At 66.8% G+C, this 23,064-nt stretch carries 17 protein-coding genes; 12 read left to right on the top strand and 5 right to left on the bottom strand.

From position 1 onward, the window contains the following. Positions 1 to 208 precede the first annotated feature (208 nt). The 4 genes from ACFJI2_RS24995 (at position 209) to ACFJI2_RS24980 (ending at position 3,825) form a co-directional block, all read left to right on the top strand. Positions 209 to 859: a glutathione S-transferase family protein gene (locus ACFJI2_RS24995; protein ID WP_377702354.1), complete on the top strand. Its 651-nt coding sequence runs from the start codon at positions 209 to 211 to the stop codon at positions 857 to 859. Between the two features lie 225 nt (positions 860 to 1,084). Then, complete coding sequence (locus ACFJI2_RS24990) at positions 1,085 to 2,221, top strand: merozoite surface protein 3b (RefSeq protein WP_132137627.1); 1,137 nt, start codon at positions 1,085 to 1,087, stop codon at positions 2,219 to 2,221. A 1-nt stretch (position 2,222) separates the two neighbouring features. Continuing rightward, positions 2,223 to 2,558: a DUF6384 family protein gene (locus ACFJI2_RS24985; RefSeq protein WP_377702353.1), complete on the top strand. Its 336-nt coding sequence runs from the start codon at positions 2,223 to 2,225 to the stop codon at positions 2,556 to 2,558. Position 2,559: 1 nt separating this feature from the next. Continuing rightward, the gene (locus tag ACFJI2_RS24980; protein ID WP_377702352.1) at positions 2,560 to 3,825 is read left to right on the top strand and encodes a hypothetical protein; all 1,266 of its coding nucleotides are present in this window, start codon (positions 2,560 to 2,562) and stop codon (positions 3,823 to 3,825) included. A 62-nt stretch (positions 3,826 to 3,887) separates the two neighbouring features. Here the strand turns inward: ACFJI2_RS24980 and ACFJI2_RS24975 are convergent, their stop codons facing one another. The 4 genes from ACFJI2_RS24975 to ACFJI2_RS24960 form a co-directional block, all read right to left on the bottom strand. Further along, complete coding sequence (locus ACFJI2_RS24975) at positions 3,888 to 5,078, bottom strand: pyridoxal-phosphate-dependent aminotransferase family protein (protein WP_377702351.1); 1,191 nt, start codon at positions 5,076 to 5,078, stop codon at positions 3,888 to 3,890. 79 nt (positions 5,079 to 5,157) lie between these two features. Then, positions 5,158 to 5,994, bottom strand: coding sequence for an HDOD domain-containing protein (locus tag ACFJI2_RS24970; RefSeq protein WP_377702350.1), 837 nt, complete (start codon positions 5,992 to 5,994; stop codon positions 5,158 to 5,160). A gap of 127 nt (positions 5,995 to 6,121) precedes the next feature. Continuing rightward, positions 6,122 to 6,406: a hypothetical protein gene (locus ACFJI2_RS24965; protein WP_107873384.1), complete on the bottom strand. Its 285-nt coding sequence runs from the start codon at positions 6,404 to 6,406 to the stop codon at positions 6,122 to 6,124. Positions 6,407 to 6,469: 63 nt separating this feature from the next. Continuing rightward, positions 6,470 to 6,859: a MarR family winged helix-turn-helix transcriptional regulator gene (locus tag ACFJI2_RS24960; RefSeq protein WP_377702349.1), complete on the bottom strand. Its 390-nt coding sequence runs from the start codon at positions 6,857 to 6,859 to the stop codon at positions 6,470 to 6,472. Positions 6,860 to 6,985: 126 nt separating this feature from the next. On the opposite strand from ACFJI2_RS24960, the gene ACFJI2_RS24955 reads away from it, so the two are divergent. Both ACFJI2_RS24955 and ACFJI2_RS24950 read left to right on the top strand, forming a co-directional pair. Beyond that, positions 6,986 to 7,909 carry a DMT family transporter gene (locus ACFJI2_RS24955; protein ID WP_377702348.1) on the top strand — a complete coding sequence of 308 codons (924 nt, stop codon included), beginning with the start codon at positions 6,986 to 6,988 and terminating at the stop codon, positions 7,907 to 7,909. 60 nt (positions 7,910 to 7,969) lie between these two features. After that, complete coding sequence (locus tag ACFJI2_RS24950; RefSeq protein WP_377702347.1) at positions 7,970 to 8,908, top strand: GlxA family transcriptional regulator; 939 nt, start codon at positions 7,970 to 7,972, stop codon at positions 8,906 to 8,908. A gap of 65 nt (positions 8,909 to 8,973) precedes the next feature. Here ACFJI2_RS24950 and ACFJI2_RS24945 read toward each other — a convergent pair whose 3' ends face one another. Further along, positions 8,974 to 11,568: a transporter substrate-binding domain-containing protein gene (locus ACFJI2_RS24945; RefSeq protein ID WP_377702346.1), complete on the bottom strand. Its 2,595-nt coding sequence runs from the start codon at positions 11,566 to 11,568 to the stop codon at positions 8,974 to 8,976. 302 nt (positions 11,569 to 11,870) lie between these two features. Between ACFJI2_RS24945 and astC the strand changes: the two genes are divergently transcribed. The 6 genes from astC (at position 11,871) to ACFJI2_RS24915 (ending at position 23,058) form a co-directional block, all read left to right on the top strand. Continuing rightward, positions 11,871 to 13,109, top strand: coding sequence for an acetylornithine/succinylornithine family transaminase (gene astC / locus ACFJI2_RS24940; protein WP_377702345.1), 1,239 nt, complete (start codon positions 11,871 to 11,873; stop codon positions 13,107 to 13,109). Positions 13,110 to 13,250: 141 nt separating this feature from the next. Then, positions 13,251 to 14,282, top strand: coding sequence for an arginine N-succinyltransferase (locus tag ACFJI2_RS24935; RefSeq protein WP_377702344.1), 1,032 nt, complete (start codon positions 13,251 to 13,253; stop codon positions 14,280 to 14,282). Between the two features lie 12 nt (positions 14,283 to 14,294). Further along, positions 14,295 to 15,344 carry an arginine N-succinyltransferase gene (gene astA, locus ACFJI2_RS24930; RefSeq protein WP_377702343.1) on the top strand — a complete coding sequence of 350 codons (1,050 nt, stop codon included), beginning with the start codon at positions 14,295 to 14,297 and terminating at the stop codon, positions 15,342 to 15,344. Then, complete coding sequence (gene astD / locus ACFJI2_RS24925) at positions 15,337 to 16,833, top strand: succinylglutamate-semialdehyde dehydrogenase (RefSeq protein WP_377702342.1); 1,497 nt, start codon at positions 15,337 to 15,339, stop codon at positions 16,831 to 16,833. The genes astA and astD overlap by 8 nt, the downstream gene beginning before the upstream one ends. Before the next feature lie 17 nt (positions 16,834 to 16,850). Further along, positions 16,851 to 18,191: an N-succinylarginine dihydrolase gene (gene astB, locus ACFJI2_RS24920; protein ID WP_107873403.1), complete on the top strand. Its 1,341-nt coding sequence runs from the start codon at positions 16,851 to 16,853 to the stop codon at positions 18,189 to 18,191. A 130-nt stretch (positions 18,192 to 18,321) separates the two neighbouring features. Continuing rightward, complete coding sequence (locus ACFJI2_RS24915; RefSeq protein WP_377702341.1) at positions 18,322 to 23,058, top strand: NAD-glutamate dehydrogenase domain-containing protein; 4,737 nt, start codon at positions 18,322 to 18,324, stop codon at positions 23,056 to 23,058. The last annotated feature ends 6 nt before the right edge of the window (positions 23,059 to 23,064 follow it).

Below are 23,064 nucleotides of genomic sequence, written 5' to 3'. Positions count from 1 at the left end.
GTTAGTTCGCGCACAGAGTGCGCAGCCTGCCGGGCTTATAGTGGAACCGTCTCTTTCAGGACATCCCTAGTTTTGGACTTCGCCCGCCACTCCCGGCGGGCATTTTTTTTGCGCCGGCTTGTTTGCGTGGATAGCGAAACGCTACTGACAGAAACTGTCATGGCGGTCTCCTAATATAGCTCTATCGCTAATCAACACGGAGACAGCAATGCGCATCTACCACCACCCGATTTCGTCCAACGCCCGCCGCGTGGCCATGGCAGTTGCCCACCTGAACGCGGAGGTGGAATTCGTCGAAGTGAACCTGATGAGTGCGGAAGACCGGCGCCGCCTCGGCGAGCTCAATCCCAACAGCAAAATCCCGGTGCTGGAGGACGACGGCTTCCTGCTGTGGGAATCGTGCGCCATCATGCAATACCTGGCCGACAAGACGCCCGGCCAGACCGTCTACCCGCAGGACGTGCGCGTGCGCGCCGACGTCAACCGCTGGATGTTCTGGGCTTGCCAGCACTTCTCGCCGGCCATCGGCGTGCTGACGTGGGAGCGCTTGTGGAAGGGCTACGTCACCGGCCAGGGGCCGGATGCGCGCGAGGAAGAACGCGGCGAGAGCGACCTGGCCGACTATGCCACCGTGCTGGACAAGCACCTGGCCGGCCGCCAATGGGTGGTGGGCGACAGCCTGACGCTGGCCGACCTGGCGCTGGCCGCGCCCATCATGTACATCGACAAGGCTGCGCTGCCGCTGCAGGGCTACGCCAACCTCATGGCCTGGTATGGCCGCATGCAGCAGTTGCCGGCATGGCGGCAGACTGAACAAGCGGAGCAGGCGCAGCAGCCCCGGCCAGCCGTGGAGGCCTGAGCCATGTGCCTGCTATGCGAAACGGCGCGCAAGTCGCGCCAGCGGCTGGCGGGCGCACCGAGTCCGGCGCCCCGGCCGGTCTATCCGGCCGCGATGCCGGTTCCGGCCGCCAGCCTTGCGCTGCGACAGACGAAATCCGGCTAAGATTTTCGCAAGGATGTTTTTGTTATAAGATGCGTTGCACGCTACTTTCTTTATAGCAAACCCATCACTTGCGAGTCTCGAATGAACCAAATCAGCTACCTCGACCGCGCAGTCAATGCGCTGCGCACCATCGGCGTCAATCTGGGCAACCGCGAGGCTGCGCCGGTCGTCCCGCTGCTGGAAAAAGTATCCAAATATGATGCCGTGAAAATCACGGCCATCGCCACCACGCTGCAGTACTCGTCCACCTTCAACGCCGCCGTGCGCGAGCAGATCTCCGGCATGGACATCTCCACCCGCTACGCCGACATCACCACCGGCTTCAACTCCATCCGCGAGGACGCCGAGAAGATGGCGGGCTGGATGGCGGACGGCAAGCTGGACTTCCAGGAACGCATCCAGATGGGCTGGATGAAGATGCGGCGCGGCTCCATCCCGGACCGCTTCAACGACATCCGCGCCAGCTACCTGGAAGTGGCCAAGGCCGCCAACGAGCAGATCCAGCGTGAAGCCGCCATCCTGGAAGCCTACCGCGATTTCCGCATGGCCCTGAAAACGGCCGAGGTGGACGCGCAGCAGGTGCTGGAAGTGGCCACCAGGGCGCTGGAGGAGCGCAAGGCCGCGCTGGACACGGCCAACAAGGCCACCGAGAACGTGGCCGACGCCGTCGAGCGCGCGCGCCTGGAACTGGTGCGCGACGAAGCGCTGCGCGCCGTGCAGGACGAGGACAAGTCCTACCAGATCGTCAAGGACATCGCCGACGACCTGAAGACTTCCTACAACACGGCCGAACTGGTGTTCGCCCGCCTGCAGCAGACCCACACCATCAAGGAACGCATCTACCAGCGCGCCGTGACCTTCTTCGCCACCAACGAAGTGGTGTTCACCGGCCTGGCCGCGTCGTTCACCTCGATGGCCGGCCTGGCCGAAACCACCAGCACCATGGACGCCATGACCGACGGCATCAACCAGGGCCTGGAAACCCTGGCCAAGGCTGGCGGCCAGCAGCTCGAAGCGGGCCTGCGCGCCGGCTACGGCTCCACGCTCAAAGCCAGCTCGGTGAGCGCGCTGGCCAACGCCATCGTGGAATTCCAGGGCAGCAGCCTGAAGCTGATCGAGGAGCTGCGCGAAGAATCCACGCGCACGTCCAAGGAAATCGAAGCCGCCACCGAGGACAGCAAGCAGCGCTTCATCGCCCTGCTGAACAAGGGCGTCTGAGATGGCGGGAGCGCTGTCCGAGCAGCTGGGGGCGATGGCCATCATCGACGAGCTGCGCCACCGGCAGATGGTGGTCGAGGAACACCTCGACCTGCCGCGCCGGCGCGAGGAAGTGGCCGCACGCATCCGCGAGTACTACACGGCCAACGGCCTGGCAGTGGGCGACGAGCTGATCGCCGAAGGCGTGCGCGCCTACTTCGCCCAGCGGCTGGAATTCGAACCCGGTCCCGGCGACGCGGCCGAGCGCGAAAAAGCGCTGCAATACATCGCCGCCCGCCGCGCCGGCCAGGGCCGCGTGCCGGGATGGCGGCGCTGGCTGTCGGGCCTCGTGAAATAACATGCTCGCTTCCGAATTCACCGCCGCCATCGGCGAGAACACCCGCATCTATCAGGGCAAGCTGGAAAGCTGCGACGCGCGCGCCGCCGAAGCGGGCCGCGACGAACTGGCGCTGGAGCAGAAGATCGGCGCCCTGCTGCGCCAGGTGGCCGGCCTGCACCTGGCGGAAAACGACAGCATCGCCGCCGAAGCCGAGCGCGAGCTGGCCTTCCGCGCCGACGAGGAACAAGCGCTGCGCGCCGAACTGCAGACGGTAAACAGCGACATCGCCAACCATGTGGCGGCCATCCGCCAGCGCGGCGCCGAGATCCGCGAAGCCGCGCTGCGCCCCGGTGCGCAGATGGACGCCGCGCAGCTGCTGCAAGCGGCGCGCGACCACTACCAGCGGGCCGAATCCGCGCACGAAGCGCTGCTGGCCATGAACGCCGAACTGGAAGCCGAGATCGCCGCCAAGCTGGCGCGCTACCGCAGCGACGAACTGTATGCCTACCTGCTCGGCGTCGGCTACGGCACATCGTCCTATCGCAGCGACGAGGGCGACCCGGCCAAGGACGAGTGGATCGCCGGCCTGTGCAATTTCGCCGCGAACCGCCGCAACGAAAACATCCTGCTGGCCATGCAGGAAGCCCTGCCTGCGCGCGCCGAACGCAGCGCGCAGGCGCTGGCCGAAGCGCGCGCGGAGCTGGACAAGCTGTCCTTCGCGCCGCCGCCGCCCACCATCGCCGAACGCATCGCCGAGGCGGTGGCGCCGCTGGAGGCGGCAGTCGCGCAGGCGGACGAACGTCTGCGCCGCGTGCGCGCCAGCCTGGCCGACTACGCCGCGCGGCGCGACCCGCGCTACCTGCGCGCGCAGGAGCTGCAGGCCGCCAGCCTGAAGTCGCTGCCGATCGCCGAGCTGATCGCACAGGCGCGCGCCACGCCCAGCCCCGAGGACGACAAGCTGGTGCTGGAAATCGTGAATTTGCAGGACAAGCTGGCCGGCAGCCGGCGCGACTACGAACGCGCGCTGGCCGCGCGCCGGCACGCCGAGGAGGACGCGCAGCGCGCCGAAGCGCTGGAAGCGGACCTGCGGCGCGGCGGCTTCATCGACACCAGGGAGATCGACTTCCGCGACGGCCTGGACCTGCCGTCGCTGATCGGCCGCTACATGAACGGCGAACTGTCGCTGGGCGGCTTCACGCTCGAACTGCAGCAGTACGCGCGTGAGCTGCGGCCCAAATTCCGCTACGGCGAAACCGCCTGGGGCAGCGGCGCCAGCCGCAGCTGAGCAAAGCCGGCGTGCAGCCCTCCGGCATGGGGCGGCGTCTGCTGCCCGCCTTGAATCCCGCCTTACAGCGCGCCCTGCAGCTGACGTTCCAGCGCGGCCACGCCGGCCGCCACGTCCACGTCCGCGCCCAGGTCCTTCATGGTCGAACCCAGCGCGTGCACGGTGCGGAACAGGTGGTGGGCGCGGCACTGTTCGCCCATCTGCCCGATGCGCACGATGTTGAGGCCGAAGGAACCGGAAATCTCCACCCGGTACTTGAGCGAGATCTGCTCGCAGATCTCGGCGCGGTTGATCCCGTCCGGCACCACGACGCCCACCACCGAATTCAGGCGCGACTCCGGCGTGCCGTACAGCTTCAATCCCATGGCCTCCACGCCGCGCTGCAAGCCCAGCGAGCAGCGCAGGTGGCGCGCGAAGCGTTCTTCCAGCGTCTCCTGGCAGATCAGGTGCAGCGCCTCGTGCAGCGCCAGGATGCCCGACACCGGCGCCGTGTAGTGGTAGGACGCGTTATGCCAGAACTGCTCCGCCAGCTTGGCATCCAGGCACCAGTGCGGCGGCGGCACCGGGCGCGCGCTGATGCGCTCCCAGGCACGCTCCGAAAACGCGATCAGCGACACGCCGGGAATCGACGACAAGCCCTTCTGGCCGCCGGTCACCATCGCATCGATCTTCCAGTTGTCCATCTCGCACGGCATGGTGCTCAGGGTGCAAACCGCGTCCACGATCACATAGCAGCCATACTCGCTGGCCATGCGCGTGATCTGCGGCAGGTGGATGTTGAACACGGTGGACGAGGTTTCGCCCTGCGCGATGGTCAGTACCTCCGGGCGGAAGCGCTCCAGGTATGCGCGCACGGCCTCCACCTGGGCCGCCTCGCCGTCCGACACGTTCAGGCACTCCACCTGGCCGCCCACGCGGGTGGCCATCTCGGCGAAGCGGCGGCCGAAGTAGCCGTTGCACACGCTCAGCACGCGTGTGCCGGGGAACACCAGGTTACACACGCTCATCTCCATCGCCGCCGAACCGGGGCCGGCCACGCCCAATATCCAGCGCGACTCGGTCTGGAACACATAGCGCGCCATCTCCTTCATCTGGTGGATGATCTTCGCCATCGTGCCGCCGAGGTGGTTGATGACGATGGAATTGGCCTGCGCCACGCTGTGCGGAATCGGCACCGGGCCGGCGCCCATCATCAGCAGCGGTTCGGAAGGAAGCAGGGAATTGATACTGTCTACGGTAGGCGGGGAGAACATGGGAGCGGCTTGCGTTGTAGTTAATGTTGCTACAACTATAGCCGAAGTACGGCCGGCCCGCTGCCGGCCCGCAGCATCACTACAGCATCAGCACCGCGAACAGCGATTTCACATCATTGGCCGACTCGCGCAGGATATCGTCCAGCGTGCCGTCGCCGATGGCGAAGTCGACGGTGCGGGCGGCGGCCTGCGTGGTGGCGCCGGGACGCTGGTGCATGGGCGAGGGCACGGGCGCGAGGTCATTGGCCAGCAGCAGCGTGTCGCCCAGGTTCTCCGGCGGCAGCGCGCGCATGCCTTCCCACATGGCCTCCACGGACGCCATCACCGCCTCCGGCACCACCAGCTTGCGCAGCACGCCGCGCCCGATGGCCATCTCCCCGTACTCCACCCACTCCTCCGGCTCGCCCTGCATGATGCCCGGGTAAGCGTCGGCCTGCGCCAGCATGTAGAACGCGCCCACCTCGTGCACGATGCCGGTAAACAGCGCTGTATCGGGATCGACATGAGTCACGCGGCGCGCGATGACCTGCGCCAGCGCCGCCACATGGGCGGTGTGCTCCCACAGCTGGGCGGACATGGCCTGCAGGGTAGGATCCGTGATCTTGCTGCCGAGCTGGCGCACGATGAGCGCAGCCACCAGCGACTGCAAGGTCCGCACGCCAAGCCGCTGGACGGCCGAGCGCACGCTGGAGATTTCGGTACCGGAACGGTTGTACGCCACCGAGTTGGCGATGGCCACGGTGCGGGCCGCCAGCAGCGGGTCGGCCTGGATCAGTTTGGCAGCTGCCTCCACGTGGCAGTCCGGATCGCTGAGCGCCTCCTGCAGGCGGATCGAAGCGTTCACATTGGTCGGGAACGCAAGATCCCCCCGGCTCGCTTGAGCAGCGATATGCTTGAAGGCGTCCAGTCTGTCCATCAGGAAATTATACGCAAATTATTGCCGCATAGAATTTAATTGCAGCACATTTCGCCCCCCGAAAAATGGGGTCAGGGTTAATTATTTGGGAAATGTTTCCTGCAAAATTAACCCTGACCCCATTATTTTAGTCGGCTTCGCTGAAGATGGCGTCGCAGCCTTCGCGCGTGCCTTCGGTATCTTGCAGTTCGTCCACCAGGCCGAGGTCGAACAGCTCCTCGATGGCGTTCATGAAGCTGTTGTGCTTGGTGGCGCCGATCAGGCGGTAGATTTCACCGTCTTCATTACGCACGCCGATCAGCAGCTTTTCCTTGCGCACTTCGTCGGGGGTGTCGACGTTGAGCAACAGGTTGCCGATGATGTGCTTGTCGAATTTCGCAGGCTTTTTGCCTTCGAGCAGGGAGGTTTTCAATGTCGTTCCTTGGTTGTTGGGGGGAATGGGCGCGCTGGGGCGGGTGCAGTCTGCTGCCGGCCCTCAGGCGCCGCCTGCCGATATCACTTGTTTGAGGCCGGACAGGGTTTTTTCAAGGGCGGCGAAATCGTCGTCGCTGAAGTTGGCGAAAATGTCGCCGCCACGGGCTATGACTTTGGGAAACACCTCGCGGAACACCTGCTCGCCTTGCGGCGTGAGCCGGATGAACCAGGAACGCTTGTCGTCCAGGCTGCGCTGGCGCTCAACCAGGCCTTTCTGCTCCAGGCGCTCAATCACGCCCGTCATCGTGCCCTTGGTGATCAGCGTCTTGTCGCCCAGCTCTTTGTAGGACATGCCGTCGGTGTTGCCCAGTGTGGCGATGATGTCGAATTGCGCATGGGTCAGCCCGCACTCGCGCACGTGCTCGCCCGACAGGCGTTCAAAGCCTTGCATGCATTCGGCCAGCAACCGGATGCTTTTCAAATATCGTTCACCCATAGACCATGATTATAGCGCCCGCGCCGCTGCGCGTCGGCAATCGCGGTACACTACGCGGCTAGCCAATATTACTAAAGAGACATGCCGTCCCTGCCTAACCACCTTCGCGGCATTGCCGCCTTGCTCCTCGTCACCCTGGTCTGGGGCACCACCTTCCCGGCCATGAAGGACATGACCGATTACCTGTCCACCAACTGGATCGTCGTGACCCGCTTTGCCATGGCCAGCCTGATCCTGTCGCCCTTCCTGTTCCGCGCCAAGTGGGCGGACTGCCGCTACGGCTTGCTGAGCGGCATACTGCTGTTCTTCTGCTATCTGTTCCAGGTGGAAGGGCTGGCGCTGACCAGCTCCAACCGCAACGCCTTCGTGTGCGGCCTGAACGTGCTGGTGCCGCCGCTGCTGGGCGTGTTCCTGGGCAAGCTGCCGGAGCGCCGCATTGTCGTGGCGCTGGCGCTGGCGCTGCTGGGCTTGTTCGCGCTGTGCTGGGACGGCGCCTTCGTCTGGGGCAGGGGCGATACCCTGGCGCTGCTGGCCGCGCTGTGCTTCGGCTGCTATATCAAGACCATGGAAGTGTTCAGCCGCAAGGCCGAGCGCCTCATGACGCTGACGGCCGCGCAAATCCTCACCGTGGCCGTGTGCGCGGCGCTGTGGATCGCCTTGCGCGAAGTGCCGCGCGGACCGGTGGCCGGCCCGCAGGACATGGGCGATTACTGGGAATACGTCTGGCAGGGCCTGAAGCTGTACCGCTGGAATCTGATCTACCTGGGCGTGGTGGCCACCGCCCTCATCATTTCGTTGCAGACCTGGGGCCAGAGCCACAGCACGGCCAACGAGGCGGCCGTCATTTACGCCTTCGAACCGGGCTGCGCGGCCATCTTCGGCTATTTCTGGCTGGGCGAGACCCTGGCATGGACGGGGCTGCTCGGCGCGATATTGTTGATCTCCGGTATGATAGTGAGCCAGTGGAGCGTTGCGCGTCCGCCGACCGCGCTGGCGCCCGAGTAAGACCCGGGTAAGAGCCAAGTAAGACCCGAGATTTCCGAACCACCTAGCTTAGATCCGCCGATGCCGTTTTCCGATTTGTCCCGCCTGTCCCAGGAGCAGCCGCTGCGCGTGCTGCTGGTCAACGCGGGCGAGGCGGATACGCTCACCTGGGCCGGCCTGGTCCAGCCGCTGCGCCTGGCCGCGCGCAGCGTGGGTCCCCAATTCCAGCTCGACATCCGTACGCCGCAGGAACTGGCCGCCGCGCCCGCCGGCAGCTGGCAGCTGGCGCTGCTGGTGGCCGACGAGCAGCAGGAAGCGCCCCCGCCCGCGCAACTGCGTGCCGTGGTGGAGCGCCTGCGCGCAGCGCCGTACTGGGGCGGGGTGGGCGCCGGCGTGCTGTGGCTGGCCGAGGCGGGGCTGATGGGCGGCGTGCGCATTGCGCTGCCCTGGGCGCTGTATGCGGACACCGAATCCATTTCCGAGCGCGCCATCCTCACGCCGCACCTGTTCGAGATCGACGGCCCGCACCTGAGCTGCTGCGGCGGCGCCGCCAGCGCCGACTTCGCGCTGACCCTGGTGGAGGCGCTGTACGGCGCGAACGTCCAGGCCGAGGTGAAGGAAGCGCTGTGCATCGACCGCGTGCGCGGCCACGAGGAGCGCCAGCGCGTGGCCCTGCAGGCGCGTTTCGGCGCCCTGCAGCCCAAGCTGTCGGAAGCGGTGACCTTGATGGAGGCCAATATCGAGGAGCCGCTGTCCACCGATGACATCGCCAACCTGGTGGGGCTGTCGCGCCGCCAGCTGGAGCGGCTGTTCAAGCAATACCTGGGCAGCCTGCCGTCGCGCTATTACCTGGAGCTGCGCCTGCAGCGTGCGCGCCAGCTGCTGCTGGAGACCAACTCCTCCATCGTGCAGGTGGGGCTGATGTGCGGGTTTTCGTCCGGCTCGCACTTCTCTACCGCCTTCGGGACCCTGTTCGGCAACACGCCGCGCGAGGAACGCCAGCGCAAGCTCAACGGCTGAGCCGGCGGGTTACGCCGCGCCGCGGCTAGGCCGCCCTACCCACTGCCGCCCGTACGTAGGGCGGGTTAGGCGGAGCCGTAACCCGCCGGCGCCGGCACCGGCACGATGCCGTGCGCGGCGCTGGCGGTGCTGTCGGTCGGCTCCGGCGCCACCAGCGGCAGGGTAAGCTCGAAGCGCGTGCCCTTGCCGTCTTCGCTGTGCAGCGCGATGGCGCCACCCAGTACGCCGGACACCAGCGTCTGCACGATGTACAGCCCCAGCCCCGAGCCACCCTGGCCCATGCGCGTGGTGAAGAACGGGTCGTACACCTTGTTGCGGTGCGCGGTGGGAATACCGGCGCCGTCGTCGGCGTAGCTGAGCTGCACGCGCTCGCCCGCCGGCACGGCCGTGATGCGCACCGTGCCGCCCGGGTGGCCGGCGAAGGCATGCACCAGCGAGTTTTCCAGCAGGTTGGACAGCACTTGCGCCAGCGGGCCGGGGAAGCTGTCCAGTTCGATGTCGGCGGGGATCTCGAGCAGCACGCGGTGCGGCGTGGCCTTCCAGGCATTGTGGTGGGTGGCCACCACTTCGCTCACCACGTGCGCCAGGCCGAAGCGGCGCCGCCGCGCGCTGGCCTGGTCCACCGCGATTTCCTTGAAGTTGTCGATCAGCGCGGAGGCGCGGTAGGCGTTGCGCTCGATGATGCCGCATGCCTGCTGGCACTGTTGCACGAACTGGTCGGCTTGCGAACGGCGCAGCCCGCCGTTGGTGAGCGCGGCCCCGAACTCGCGCACCAGGTCGCGCAGCGAGGTGGCGGCCGTCAGCGTGCTGCCCAGCGGCGTGTTGAGCTCGTGCGCGATGCCCGCCACCAGCCGTCCCAGGGACGCCACTTTTTCAGTCTGCACCAGCTGGTCGGCCGCCAGGCGCAGCTCGTCGTTGGCACGGCTCAGCTGCATGGTGCGCTGTTCCACGCGCAATTCCAGCGCCGCGTTCAGCAGCTGGATCTCGTCCTCGCGCGCGCGCCGCATGGCCACTTCGCGCTGCAGCTCGGCGGTGCGGCGCTTGACCATCACCCGCAGCTGCACGATGAACGCCACCGCCACCAGCAGCGCGCCCAGCGGCCGGTAGTCGAGCTCGTGGGTGAACTGAACCGTGGCCCACTTCTGCCGGATGGCCTCGCGCTCGCTGCGCGGAAGGGCCGCCAGCGCCGTGTCCAGGATGGGCAGCAGCTCCGGCCAGTCGGCCCGCACGCCGTAGCCGATGTGGTACTGGTAGTCCGTCTCGCCGGCCACGCGGATGTCGCTGGCGCCTTGCTCCACCAGCTGGTGGGTGCCGGTCAGCAGCGGGCCGACAAAGGCGTCGATGCGGCCGCTGCGCAGCAGTTCGGCCGCTTGCTTGAAGTTATCCGTCGGCACGGTGGTGATGCCGGCCCAGTCGCGGTGCAGCAGGCTTTCCACGCCGGTGCGCGCCGATACGCCCACCTGCTTGCCGGCCAGCCCGCTCAGCCCACCCGGCGGCGGCGAGCCTACCCGGTTGAAGATGACAATCGGCGTGGCGATGAAAGGCTGCGTCAGATTCATGTAGGCGCGCCGTTCGGGCGACTGCGTGATGGCGGACACGATATCCACATCCCGGCGCTGCAGCTTGTCGAGCTGCTCGGCCACGCTCTTGCTGGGCACCAGTTCGAAGCGCACGCCCAGCATTTCCTCCATGCGGCGCAGGAAGTCGAGCGAGATACCGCGCTGCTCGCCGTCTTCGCCGCGCCACTCGATGGGCGCGCGGCCGCCGTCCATGGCCACCCGCACCACGGGATGCGCGGCCAGCCAGTCGCGCTGAGCCGGCGTGAGCGGCAGGTCGCGCTGCACTTGCACGCCTTCGGCGCCGGCCAGCCAGCGCGAGCGTATCAGTTCGTGTTCGGCCGGCGTGATGGCGGCCAGGCCCTTGTTGACGATGGACAGCAGTTCCGGTGCGTCGTTGCGCAGCGCGAAGCGCACCGTGGCCGCTTCCGAGTAGTAGTACAGCAGGGCGATCTTGAGCTGGCGGTCGACGCCCATGGCGCGCTGGATCACGGGCAGGTCGTCGAAATAGCCGTCGGCCTGGCGCTGCTGCACGCTCGCCATGCCGTCCTGGATGCTGTCCACTTCCACCAGCACGCAGGCCGGGCAGCGCTCGCGCAGCACCGGCACCCGCACCGTGTTCTTCACCACGGCAATGCGCTGCCCGGCAAAGGACGCCAGGCTGCGCGCGCTGGCGTGATCGGGCCGGGTCGCCAGCGCAATCGGCAATTCCAGGTAGGGCGTGGAGAAGTTCAGCCGCGACTGGCGCTCGGGCCGCTCGCGGGCGCACAGCACGCCGTCCACCTCGTGCGCCATGCCCTTGCGCAGCGCTTCGTCCCAGGTAGAGCCGGCGAACTGGAATGTAAGCCCGGTGTAGCGCGCTACCAGCTGGGCGTAGTCGATGGACGCGCCGGCGTAGGAGTTCTCGTTGCCGTCGGCGCGGCGGAAGTTGAGCGGGGGATTGAACTGGTCCAAGGCCAGCGTCAGTTGCGGATGCGCCTTCAGCCAGGCTTGCTCCGCGGCTGTGAGCGCGACCGTTTGCGCCCGGGCCTGTGGTGCGGCGGCAACTGCCAGCAGCCACAGGCCGCATAGCCAGGCAGCAAACGATATTCGAGGATTTCGCATTGGAGTAATCTTGGGCAACGCCGTTTGGACAGCATAGCCGAGTATTCGTACAGGAAACAAGGCTGGCCGCAGATTCGTCTCGTGGAGTGCACAATGCGTCACTGTCTGTTGCTACTGGGCATCCCCGGGCTGGCGTGCGCGCGGGGCGGCGCCACCGTGTTCGGGGTGGTCGACGCCCCTTCTGAATTATGAAAATCCTTGTCGCATCCGCAAAAGAGTTTTAGCATCCCGCTTTTTATAATGTCGTACCACCCGTAGCCGCCTGGTTGCGGCCGTACCTCTATACATTGATAGGGAATGCCATGAACGCAAAGCTTGATTCGACTGTAACCACTCGCCCTGTCACCCGGCAGACTTTTGACGAAGTGCTGGTTCCAACCTACGCGCCCGCCGCGATGGTGCCGGTGCGCGCATCGGGCCTGGACCTGTGGGACCAGAACGGCAAGCATTACCTGGACTTCACCTCCGGCATCGCCGTCACCGCGCTGGGTCATTGCAACCCTGTCATCGTCGAGGCGCTGACCAGGCAGGCCAACACCCTGTGGCACCTGGGTAACGGCTACACCAACGAGCCGGTGCTGCGCCTGGGCCTGGCCCTGACCGAAGCCACCTTCGCCGACCGCGCCTTCTTCTGCAACTCGGGCGCCGAAGCCAACGAAGCGGCCCTGAAGCTGGCCCGCAAGCACGCCCACGCCAAGTTCGGCGAGCACAAGTCGCGCATCGTGTCCTGCTTCAGCTCCTTCCACGGCCGCACGCTGTTCACCGTGTCCGTCGGCGGCCAGTCGAAGTACACCGAAGGCTTCGAGCCGCTGCCGCCAGCGATCGATCACATCGAATACAACAACATTGAATCCGCGCGCGCCGCCATCGGCGACGACGTGTGCGCCGTGATCGTGGAACCGATCCAGGGCGAAGGCGGCGTGCTGCCGGGCGACAAGGCCTTCCTGCAAGAGCTGCGCAACCTGTGCGACAAGACCGGCGCCGTGCTGATCTTCGACGAAGTGCAGTCGGGCATGGGCCGCACCGGCCACCTGTTCGCCTACCAGGGCTACGGCATCACCCCGGACATCCTGACCTCGGCCAAGGCGCTGGGCAACGGCTACCCTGTGGCCGCCATGCTGACCACCAACGAACTGGCGGCTTCGCTGGGCGTCGGTTCGCACGGCACCACCTACGGCGGCAACCCGCTGGCCGCCACCGTCGCGCTGACCGTGCTGGACACCATCAACCAGCCGGCCTTCCTGGCGCGCGTGAAGGAAGCTTCCGCCAAGATGGTGGCCATGCTGGAAGGCCTGACCAAGGATTACCCGGCCATCCTGTCGACCGTACGCGGCAGCGGCCTGCTGCTGGGCGTGGTGGTGGCGGACGCCTGGAAGGGCAAGTCGAAAGACATCCAGAAGGCAGCCGAAGCGCAAGGCCTGATGGTGCTGATCGCCGGGACCGACGTGGTGCGCTTCGCGCCCGCGCTGGTGGTGACCGACGCGCAGATCGCCGAAGCCGAGCGCCTGCTGCGCGCCGCGCTGGACAGCCTGGCCGCGTAATGCTGGCGGGTTACGGCGTGCCGCCTGACCCGCCCCACGCCCGCCGAGGTTTCGATGTGCGGGTAATACGTAGGGCGGGTTAGGCGCAGCCGTAACCCGCCGCGCCGCAGCACCCGTAAGTATAAAAACAAAGGAGTTCACATGTATGTTGTCCGTCCGGTAGAACTTGCGGATATCGCAGCGCTGGAAAAGCTGGCTGCGGTAAGCATGCCGGGTGTCCATACCTTGCCCAAGACGCGCGACAAAATCGCGCAGGCGGTCGAGGCTTCGATCGCATCCTTCAGCGCCCACGTCGATATCCCCAGCGAGGAATCGTACCTGTTCGTGCTGGAATCCCTGGCGGACCACGGCATCGTGGGCACCGCTGCCATCTTCGCCTCGGCCGGCTCCAACGGCACCTACTTCTCGTTCCGCAACGACGTGATCCAGCAGGTGTCGCGCGACCTGAACATCAGCCACAGCGTGCACGCCTTGACGCTGTGCTCCGAGCTGACCGCCTATTCGCAGCTGTCCAGTTTCTACGTCAACGAAGCGGTGCAGAGCCGCCCCGAAGCGGCGCTGCTGTCGCGCGCGCGCCTGCTGTTCGCCGCCATGGCGCCGCAGCGTTTCGCGGACCGCTTCTTCGTGCCGCTGGCCGGCGTCACCAGCGCCAACGGCGAGTCGCCGTTCTGGAACGCGGTCGGCCGCAAATTCTTCCAGATGGACTTCCTCGACGCCGAGCGCACCATAGGCGGCGCGCGCAACCGCACCCTCATCGTCGAGCTGATGCCGCACTACCCGGTCTACGTGCCGCTGCTGCCGGGCGACGCGCAAGCCGTCATGGGCCAGATCCACCCGTCCGGCGAACTGGCCTTCAACCTGCTGACCGCCGAAGGCTTCGAGGCCGACGACTACATCGACATCTTCGACGGCGGTCCCATCCTGCAGGCGCACAAGCACGCGCTGCGCACCTGCACCTCGTCGCTGCAGCGCACCGTGGCCACGCCGCGCCCGTCGCGCGCCGGCGAGCCGGTGGTGCCGTACGCGGTGGCCGCCAACGCCGGCCAGGAGTTCCGCGCCGTGGTGGTGTCGGTGCCGGCCATCGAAGGCAGCGCCACCATTGCCCTGCCGGTGGAAGTGCAGGAAACGCTGCAGGTTGCCGAAGGCGGCAACGTGATTTGTGTACGCATCTAAAAAGAGACTCTTATGCTAGTAGTACGCGCCATACAAGCCACCGACCTGGACTCCCTGTTCGATATGGCCAGCCAGGTCGGCTCCGGCATGACCACGCTCAAGCCGGACATGAAGATGCTGGGCGACCGCGTGGAGATCGCCGTCGCCTCCTTCGCCGAAACCATCCCGCCTGAAAAGCGCGACTACATGTTCGTGATGGAAGACACGGACAGCGGCCGCCTGGCCGGCGTGTGCGCCATCAAGGGCGCCGTGGGCATGGACGAGCCGTTCTACAACTACCGCATCGGCACCCTGGTGCACTCCAGCCGCGAGCTGAAGGTGTTCACGCGCATGGAAACGCTGTACCTGTCCAACGACCTGACCGGCAGCACCGAACTGTGCTCGCTGTTCCTCAATCCGGCCTACCGCCATGGCAACAACGGCAAGTTCCTGTCCAAGTGCCGCTTCCTGTTCATCGCCCAGTTCCCGCACCTGTTCACGGAAAAGCTGATCGCGGAGATGCGCGGCTACCAGGAGTCCAGCGGCCGCTCGCCGTTCTACGAAGGCCTGGGCCGCCACTTCTTCAAGATGGAGTTCGACCACGTGGACGCGCTCACCGCGCAGGGCAAGAAGTCCTTCATCGCCGAGCTGATGCCGCGCCAGCCGCTGTACGTGGCCTACCTGCCGCAGGATGCGCAGGACGTGGTGGGCAAGGTGCACACCTCCACCGTGCCGGCGCGCCGCCTGCTGGAGCAGGAGGGCATGCACTTCGAAGGCTATATCGACATCTTCGACGCCGGCCCGGTGCTGCAGGGCCGCGTGTCCGAGCTGCGCGCGGTGCGCGACAGCGCGCTGGCCGTGGTCGACGTCGATACCGACATGACGCACGCCTGCGCGCCGCAGATGGAGCCGGTGCTGGTATCGAACACCAACCTGAAGGATTTCCGCATGATCCTGTCCGACGCCGCCTCGGTGAATGGCAAGATTGACCTGTCCGCCGACGACCAGAAACTGCTGCGCGTGCATGCGGGCGACGTCGTGCGTACCCTGACTCTCAACGTGAGGAAGAACACCAATGTCTGACGCATCGAACAACGCATCGAGCAACGCCCTGAGCAACTTCATCAACGGCCAGTGGTCCGCCGGCCACGGCGCCGAACTGGTGACCATCGACCCGTCGAACGGCAAGCAGACCTGGGCCAGCCGCGAAGCGACCGCCGAGGACGTGGCCGCCGCAGCGGGCGCAGCGCGCGCCGCCTTTGAAGACTGGGCGCTCACGCCGCTGGAGCAGCGCGTCGCCATCGTCACCCGCTTCCGCGACCTGCTGAAGGAAAACGCCGAAGAGCTGGCGCTGCTGATCGCCGAGGAAGTGGGCAAGCCGCTGTGGGAAGCGCGCACCGAAGTGACCACCATGGCCAACAAGGTGGACATTTCGATCCAGGCCTACGGCGCGCGCACCGGCGAGACCCGCAGCAAGGTGGCCGACGGGGAAGCCGTGCTGCGCCACCGGCCGCACGGCGTGTTCGGCGTGTTCGGCCCCTACAACTTCCCCGGCCACCTGCCTAACGGCCACATCGTGCCCGCCCTCATCGCCGGCAATACCGTGGTGTTCAAGCCCAGCGAATACGCGCCGCGCACCGCCGTGAAAACCGTGCAGCTGTGGGAAAAGGCAGGCGTGCCGGCCGGCGTGGTCAACCTGGTCAACGGCGGTCGCGACACGGGCATCGCGCTGGGCCAGAACAAGGACATCGACGGCGTGCTCTTCACCGGCAGCAGCCAGACCGGCGCGGCGCTGCACCGCCAGTTCGCCGGCCAGACCGGCAAGCTGCTGGCGCTGGAAATGGGCGGCAACAACCCGCTCGTGGTGTGGGACGTGCAGGACGTGGACGCCGCTGTCTTCATGGCCGTGTCGTCCGCCTTCATCTCGGCTGGCCAGCGCTGCACCTGCGCGCGCCGCCTGGTGGTGCAGACCGGCGCCGCCGGCGACGCCTTCGTCGCGCGCCTGGTGGACGTGGCCTCGAAACTGGTGGTGGGCGCATCGAACGCCGAGCCGCAGCCCTTCATGGGGCCGGTGGTGTCGGCGCCGATCGCCGCGCGCCTGGTGCAGGCCCAGCACGACATGGTGGGCAGGGGCGGCAAGCTGCTGCTGGAAATGAAGCAGCTGCAGGAAGGCACGGGCTTCGTTTCGGCCGGTATCGTGGACACCACCAACGCCGTTGGCATCCCGGACGAGGAATGGTTCGGGCCGCTGCTGCAGATCATCCGCGTGGACGATTTCGACAGCGCCATCAAGGTGGCCAACGCCACCGAATACGGCCTGGCCGCCGCGCTGATCTCGAACGACGCAGCGCTGTGGAACAAGTTCCAGGTGCTGGCGCGCGCCGGCATCGTCAACTGGAACCGCCCCACCACGGGCGCGGCCAGCAGCGCGCCGTTCGGCGGCGTGGGCAAGTCCGGCAACCACCGTCCGAGCGCCTATTACGCGGCCGACTACTGCGCCTATCCGGTCGCCTCGATCGAGAACAGCGCACTTGAAATGCCGGCGAAACTCTCGCCCGGCATGAACTTCTAAGGAAATCCGAGGACCCCATGCGGCAAGCACGCGAATTCAACTTCGATGGCCTGGTAGGCCCGTCCCACAACTACGCCGGCCTCTCGTTCGGCAACGTGGCTTCGTTCAACAACGTCAAGAGCGCGTCGAACCCTAAGCAGGCTGCCCTGCAGGGCCTGGCGAAGATGCGCGCGCTGGCGCAGCGCGGCTTCGCGCAGGCGCTGCTGCCGCCGCAGGACCGTCCCAATTTCCGTTTGCTGCGCAGCCTGGGCTTCACCGGCAGCGACGCCGACGTGCTGGCCAGGGCCTACAAGGAATCGCCGGTGATCCTGGCGTGCGCATATTCCGCCTCGCCGATGTGGACCGCCAACGCCGCCACCGTCAGCCCGTCGGCCGACACGGCCGACGGCCGCGTGCACTTCACGCCGGCCAACCTGAACAACAAGCTGCACCGCGCTTTCGAGCACGCGCAGTCGGCGCGCAGCCTGCGCGCCATCTTCAGCAATCCGCGCTACTTCGCCGTGCACGACGCGCTGCCCGGCACGCCGGCCTTCGGCGATGAAGGCGCCGCCAACCACACGCGCCTGTGCGCGGCGCACGGCGCCGACGCGGTGGAGATGTTCGTCTATGGCCGCGTGGAGTTCGACGCGTCCGCGCCCGCGCCGAAACGCTTCCCGGCGCGCCAGACGCTGGAAGCTTCGCAAGCCGTGGCCCGCCTGCACGGCCTGGCCGCCGAGCGCACCGTCTATATCCAGCAGAATCCGGATGTGATCGACCAGGGCGTGTTCCACAACGACGTGATCGCAGTCGGCAACGGCAACGTGCTGTTCTACCACGAGCAGGCCTTCGCCGACGAAGCGGCCACCTTGGCGTCGCTGCGCGCGGCCATGGCCGGCGTGGGCGCCGAGCTGCAGGCGGTGCGCGTGGACACCGGCGCCGTGGCGGTGGCGGACGCGGTGCACAGCTACCTGTTCAATTCCCAGCTGCTGTCCAAGCACGACGGCAAGATGGCGCTGGTGATCCCGCACGAGTGCCAGGAAAACGCCGCCGTGGCGCGCTACCTGGAAGGCCTGGTCGCCAGCGGCGGCCCGGTCGATGAACTGATCCATTTCGACCTGCGCCAGTCGATGCGCAACGGCGGTGGCCCGGCGTGCCTGCGCCTGCGCGTGGCGCTGACGGACGAGGAATCGTCGGCCATGCACCAGGGCGTGATCATGACCGAAGCGCTGTACCATACGCTGGTGGCCTGGGTGGAGAAGCACTACCGCGATCACCTGGAGCCGAAGGACCTGGCCGACCCCGCGCTGGCGCTGGAAACCCACGCCGCACTGGAAGAGCTGACCCGCATCCTCGGCTTGCCGGGCCTGTATGATTTGTAATTTGTAAAAACCGGATTCATCCCCATCTGGTGGCGGGGCCAACCCCCGCCACCGAATAAAGCGTCGCCGCCGTCCAGCCAAAAGCCTCACGGTGTGGACGGAATACACACAACGTATTGGAGAAGCAACGATGACACAAATGCCACAAGACCTGCGCAAACAGACGCTGGACCTGATCAACGCGAACAAATCGGCCGACAGCGGCCAAGTCTCCGCCCTGATCGGCGCCTGGCTCGCGGCCATAGACGAGGAAGACCTGGCCGGCGTTGCGCCGGAAAGCCTGGTCCCGGTGCTGTGGGAAGGTTTTGCGCAGGCGGCCAAGCGCACCGGCGCTGGCGTGCAGATCGCCAAGCTGCGCTACGCCGACGGCCGTGGCGGCAAGGCCACCGCGTTGCTGATCCTGAACGACGACATGCCTTACCTGGTGGACTCCATCGTCATGGCCCTGCGCAAGCAGCGCCTGATCGCCAACGGCGTGCTGAACGCCGTGCTGCCGGTGGCGCGCTCCGCCGACGGCGTGGCGACCGCAGTGGGCGCAGGTGCTGAAACGGCGGGCGGCAAATTCGAATCCTATGTGCTGGTGCTGCTGGCCGACGACCTGGCCGAAGGCGACCTGGCGGCCCTGGTGGCGCGCGTGGAACTGGTGGCGCGCGACGCCGCCGTGGTGCGCCGCGACCTGGACGCCATGAAGGAGCGCTTCACCAGCGTGGGCGCGGCCGCTGCCGCCAACGGTGGTGAGGAAGGCCAGGAAGTGGCCGCCTTCCTGGACTGGGCGCGCACCGAAGGCTTCGAGCCGTTCGGCTACGCCTACTACCAGGTCAAGCCGGGCGTGCGCGAACTGGAACGCGACATCCCGAGCCGCATCGGCGTGCTGCAGGACACCTCGCATCCGGTGTACGGCACCTGCCTGGCCAACATCCCCGGCGACTTCGACACCCTGTCCAAGCGCCCGCATACCCTGTCCATCGTGAAAGCCGACGTGGAAGGCACGCTGCACCGAGACCAGCAGCTGGACTTCATCGGCGTGCGCAACACCGACGCCAACGGCGCCATCCTGGGCGAGCACTGCTTCGTCGGCCTGTTCACCCGCGCCGCCACCATTACCCCGCTGGCCCGCATGCCGTTCGCGCGCGGCCGCATCGCGCAAGTGCTGCAGATCGCCGGCGTGCGCAAGGAAGGCTTCCGCGCCGAGAAGTTCGTCGAGATCCTGGAATCTCTGCCGCGCACCGAAGCCATGGAAGCCGAACCGCAATGGCTGGCCGACGTATGCGGCGCCGTTGTGTCGCTGTACAAGCAGCCGCGCACCAAGGTGTTCGCCCGCCGCGACGTGTATGCGCGTCACCTGAACGTGCTGGTCTACCTGCCGCGCGAGCGCTACAGCGCCTCGGTGGCGCACGCGCTGGCCAAGGCCCTGCAGCAAAGCTCGGGCGCCTCCCACGTCAGCTCGCAAACCCTGGTGGCCGACGGCCCGCTGGCGCGCGTCTACCTGATCGCGCACGCCGCCCGCTATCCACTGGACCTGGAGTCCGATATCCAGCGTCCGCTGCTGTCCATCCTGGACGGCTGGCACAACAGCTTCTCCACCCTGGCCGATGCCGTATCCGAAGAGGACACCCGCAGCAGCCTGCGCAAACTGTGCGCGACGCTGCCGGTGGACTACGTGAACGCCACCCCGCCCGCGGTCGCCTTCCATGACCTGGGCGCCATGCTGCGCCAGGGCGACGGCGGCCGCGTGGCCGCGCGCGTGGAACTGGCCTCGGCCGACAGCCAGGCCACCACCATCCGCCTGTACTCGGTGGAGCGCGTGCCGTCGCTGTCGAACATCCTGCCGGCGCTGCACAATGCCGGCGTGGCGATCGACCGCGAACAGACCTACACCATCCATACCGGCGACGGCAAACGCCACTTCGTCACCAGCCTGCTGGTGGACGCGGACAGCGCCGCCAAGCTGGCCCAGCCCGGTGTGGCCGAAGTGGTGCAGGACCTGGTCACGTCGCTGTTCAACAATGAAGCCGAAGACGGCCGCCTGAACGGCCTGGTCATCGAAGGCGGCTTGAGCACCCGCCAGGTGCAGCTGGTGCGCGCCTACGCGAGTTACTGGCGCCAGGCCGGCACCCGCTTCTCGGTGCGCTACATCGCCGAAATGCTGCGCAAGCAGCCGGTGCTGGTGAAGGAACTGGTGGACGCGTTCGAGCAGCGCTTCAACCCCGCGCTGCCTGAATCCGAGCGCGCCGCCGCGCTGGACAAGCTGGCCGCCATCAAGTCGCGCCTGCCGTCCGTGAACCACGCGGACACCGAGGAAATCCTGGCCGCCATGGTGGACCTGATGGCCGCCACGCTGCGCACCAACTACTACCAGAACAATCAGCAGGGCGACAAGATCATTTTCAAGTTCGACACCAGCAACCTGGCGCTGGTGCCGGAGCCGCGTCCGTTCCGCGAGATCTTCGTGTTCTCGCGCCGCTTCGAAGGCGTGCACCTGCGCGGCGGTCCTGTCGCGCGCGGCGGCCTGCGCTGGTCGGACCGCATGGAAGACTACCGCACCGAGGTGCTGGGCCTGGTGAAGGCGCAGATGGTGAAGAACGCCGTCATCGTGCCGGCCGGCGCCAAGGGCGGCTTCGTGTGCAAGATGATGCCGAAGGACGCCGTGCGCGAAACCATCGCCGCTGAAGGCGAAGCAGTCTACCGCCTGTTCATTTCCAGCCTGCTGGAAGTGACCGACAACCGCGTGCTGGGCAACATCGTCTCGCCGGCCGACACCGTCTGCTACGACGGCAACGACCCTTACCTCGTGGTGGCTGCCGACAAAGGCACCGCAACCTTCTCCGACATCGCCAACGGCATCGCCGTGCAGCGCGGTTTCTGGCTGGGCGACGCCTTCGCCTCCGGCGGCTCGAACGGCTACGACCACAAGAAGATGGGCATCACCGCCAAGGGCGCCTTCGAAGCCGTGAAGCGCCACTTCTACGAGATGGACCACAACATGGAAACCACCCCGTTCACCGTGGTGGGCGTGGGCGACATGTCGGGCGACGTGTTCGGCAACGGCGTGCTGCTGTCGAACCAGATCAAGCTGCTGGCGGCGTTCGACCACCGCCACATCTTCCTGGACCCGAATCCGGACACCGCCGTTTCCTTCGCCGAACGCCAGCGCATGTTCGCGCTGCCGCGCTCCTCGTGGGAAGACTACAACAAGGACCTGATCTCGCAGGGCGGCGGCGTGTTCCCGCGCAGCGCCCGTTCGATCGAACTGTCGCCGCAGATCCGCGCCGCGCTGGACATCGAAGAGACCGCGCTGTCGCCGGAAGAACTGATGCACCGCATCCTGCTGGCGCCGGTGGACCTGTTCTACAACGGCGGCATCGGCACCTACATCAAGTCGTCGGCAGAAACGCATGCGCAAGTGAAGGACCGCGCCAACGACAACATCCGCGTCAACGGAAATGAGCTGCGCTGCAAGATCGTGGCCGAAGGCGGCAACCTGGGCGCCACCCAGGCCGGCCGTATCGAGTTCGCGCTGGCCGGCGGCCGCATCTTCACCGATGCGATCGACAACTCGGCCGGCGTGGATTGCTCGGACCACGAGGTGAACGCGAAGATGTGGCTGGACGTGGAAATGAACGCCGGCCAGCTGTCCGAAGCGGACCGCAACCGCATCCTGAATGAAATGACGGACGACATCGAGCGCCTGGTCCTGCGTGACAACACGCTTCAAACCCACCTGCTGGTGCGCGAGCAGCAAGCCCAGTCCGAAGCTGCGGTGCAGGACGGCTACGCCGCGCTGATCGCCAGCCTGGAAGAAGAGGGCGCGCTGTCGCGCGAACTGGAGCAGCTGCCCACCGTGGCTGAACTGGCGCGCCGCAAGCTCGATGGCCGCGGCCTGACCACGCCGGAGCTGGCGGTGGTGATCGCCAACGTGAAGAACCGCTACAAGCGCATGCTGTCCGCGCTGCCGCTGACGGAAGAGAGCTGGGCCGAGTCCGTGCTCAAGCCTTACTTCCCGGACCTGCTGGTGGCCACCCGCCCGGCGCTGGCACACCCGCTGGCCAACGCCATCCTGGCCACCGTGCTGGCCAACGAGTCGGTGAACCGCTGCGGGCCGCTGATGCTGCGTGAGCTGGCGGCCGAGCACAGCGTCGACGAAACCGACGTGATCCTGGCGTGGGGCCAGGCATGGTCCGCGCTGAACCTGGCGCCGGTGTTCGAGGCGCTGGACGCGGATGCATTGAAAGTGCCGCGCGCCGTGTCGATCAAGGTCGACGGCCGCACCCGCAGCCTGCAGCGCGCCGTCATCCAGGGCGTGCTGGCAGTGCCGGGCGACCAGCTGCGCGCAGCCGGCGGCATCGCCGAGCTGACCCGTTTGTTCGCCCAGCCGGACATGCTGAAGAAACTGGTGCCGGCCGATAGCCAGTCCGAAGCCGACACCACGCCGGGCCTGCGTCCGCAGTTCGTGCAGGCGTGGAAAGCGGTGGACGCGATTGAAGGCGTGGCGGCATTCGTGTTCGCTGCGCTGTCGGTCAAGCGTCCGGGCGGCATGGACCTGCCGGGCTTCCTGCAAGTGGGCATGGCCCTGCGCAGCCAGGCCGGCATCGACACGCTGGAACGCGGCCTGAAGCTGCCAGCCACCAGCCGCTCGCAAGAGCAGCTGCGCAGCTACGCCCAGCATGCGCTGCGCCGCACGCAACAGCGCCTGCTGTCGCAAGTGCTGGCTCGCGCCACCAACGGCCACGACGCCACCGAAGCGGTGGAAGTGGTGACCAACACGCTGGGCCTGTCCGGCTACGCCACCTCGGCGGACCTGGAGCAGGCAATGCTGGACGTGTGGGCGCTGTCCGAAGCGGCCAACGCTGTTCCGCTGGCGGCGTAAGCGCAT

The sequence above is a fragment of the Pseudoduganella sp. UC29_71 genome, from assembly GCF_042693265.1.
In the GTDB taxonomy this organism is placed as follows: domain Bacteria; phylum Pseudomonadota; class Gammaproteobacteria; order Burkholderiales; family Burkholderiaceae_D; genus Rugamonas.
Note: the sequence above shows the minus strand (reverse complement) of the source record. Positions and strands in the feature narration are given on the sequence as shown.

Coding starts and splice junctions, on each gene's coding strand:
- ACFJI2_RS24935 (WP_377702344.1), top strand. CDS start 13,251: ATGTATGTTGTCCGTCCGGTAGAACTTGCGGATATCGCAGCGCTGGAA.
- ACFJI2_RS24995 (WP_377702354.1), top strand. CDS start 209: ATGCGCATCTACCACCACCCGATTTCGTCCAACGCCCGCCGCGTGGCC.
- astC (WP_377702345.1), top strand. CDS start 11,871: ATGAACGCAAAGCTTGATTCGACTGTAACCACTCGCCCTGTCACCCGG.
- ACFJI2_RS24945 (WP_377702346.1), bottom strand. CDS start 11,568: ATGCGAAATCCTCGAATATCGTTTGCTGCCTGGCTATGCGGCCTGTGG.
- ACFJI2_RS24990 (WP_132137627.1), top strand. CDS start 1,085: ATGAACCAAATCAGCTACCTCGACCGCGCAGTCAATGCGCTGCGCACC.
- astD (WP_377702342.1), top strand. CDS start 15,337: ATGTCTGACGCATCGAACAACGCATCGAGCAACGCCCTGAGCAACTTC.
- ACFJI2_RS24915 (WP_377702341.1), top strand. CDS start 18,322: ATGACACAAATGCCACAAGACCTGCGCAAACAGACGCTGGACCTGATC.
- astB (WP_107873403.1), top strand. CDS start 16,851: ATGCGGCAAGCACGCGAATTCAACTTCGATGGCCTGGTAGGCCCGTCC.
- ACFJI2_RS24960 (WP_377702349.1), bottom strand. CDS start 6,859: ATGCAAGGCTTTGAACGCCTGTCGGGCGAGCACGTGCGCGAGTGCGGG.
- ACFJI2_RS24955 (WP_377702348.1), top strand. CDS start 6,986: ATGCCGTCCCTGCCTAACCACCTTCGCGGCATTGCCGCCTTGCTCCTC.
- astA (WP_377702343.1), top strand. CDS start 14,295: ATGCTAGTAGTACGCGCCATACAAGCCACCGACCTGGACTCCCTGTTC.
- ACFJI2_RS24985 (WP_377702353.1), top strand. CDS start 2,223: ATGGCGGGAGCGCTGTCCGAGCAGCTGGGGGCGATGGCCATCATCGAC.
- ACFJI2_RS24975 (WP_377702351.1), bottom strand. CDS start 5,078: ATGTTCTCCCCGCCTACCGTAGACAGTATCAATTCCCTGCTTCCTTCC.
- ACFJI2_RS24970 (WP_377702350.1), bottom strand. CDS start 5,994: ATGGACAGACTGGACGCCTTCAAGCATATCGCTGCTCAAGCGAGCCGG.
- ACFJI2_RS24950 (WP_377702347.1), top strand. CDS start 7,970: ATGCCGTTTTCCGATTTGTCCCGCCTGTCCCAGGAGCAGCCGCTGCGC.
- ACFJI2_RS24980 (WP_377702352.1), top strand. CDS start 2,560: ATGCTCGCTTCCGAATTCACCGCCGCCATCGGCGAGAACACCCGCATC.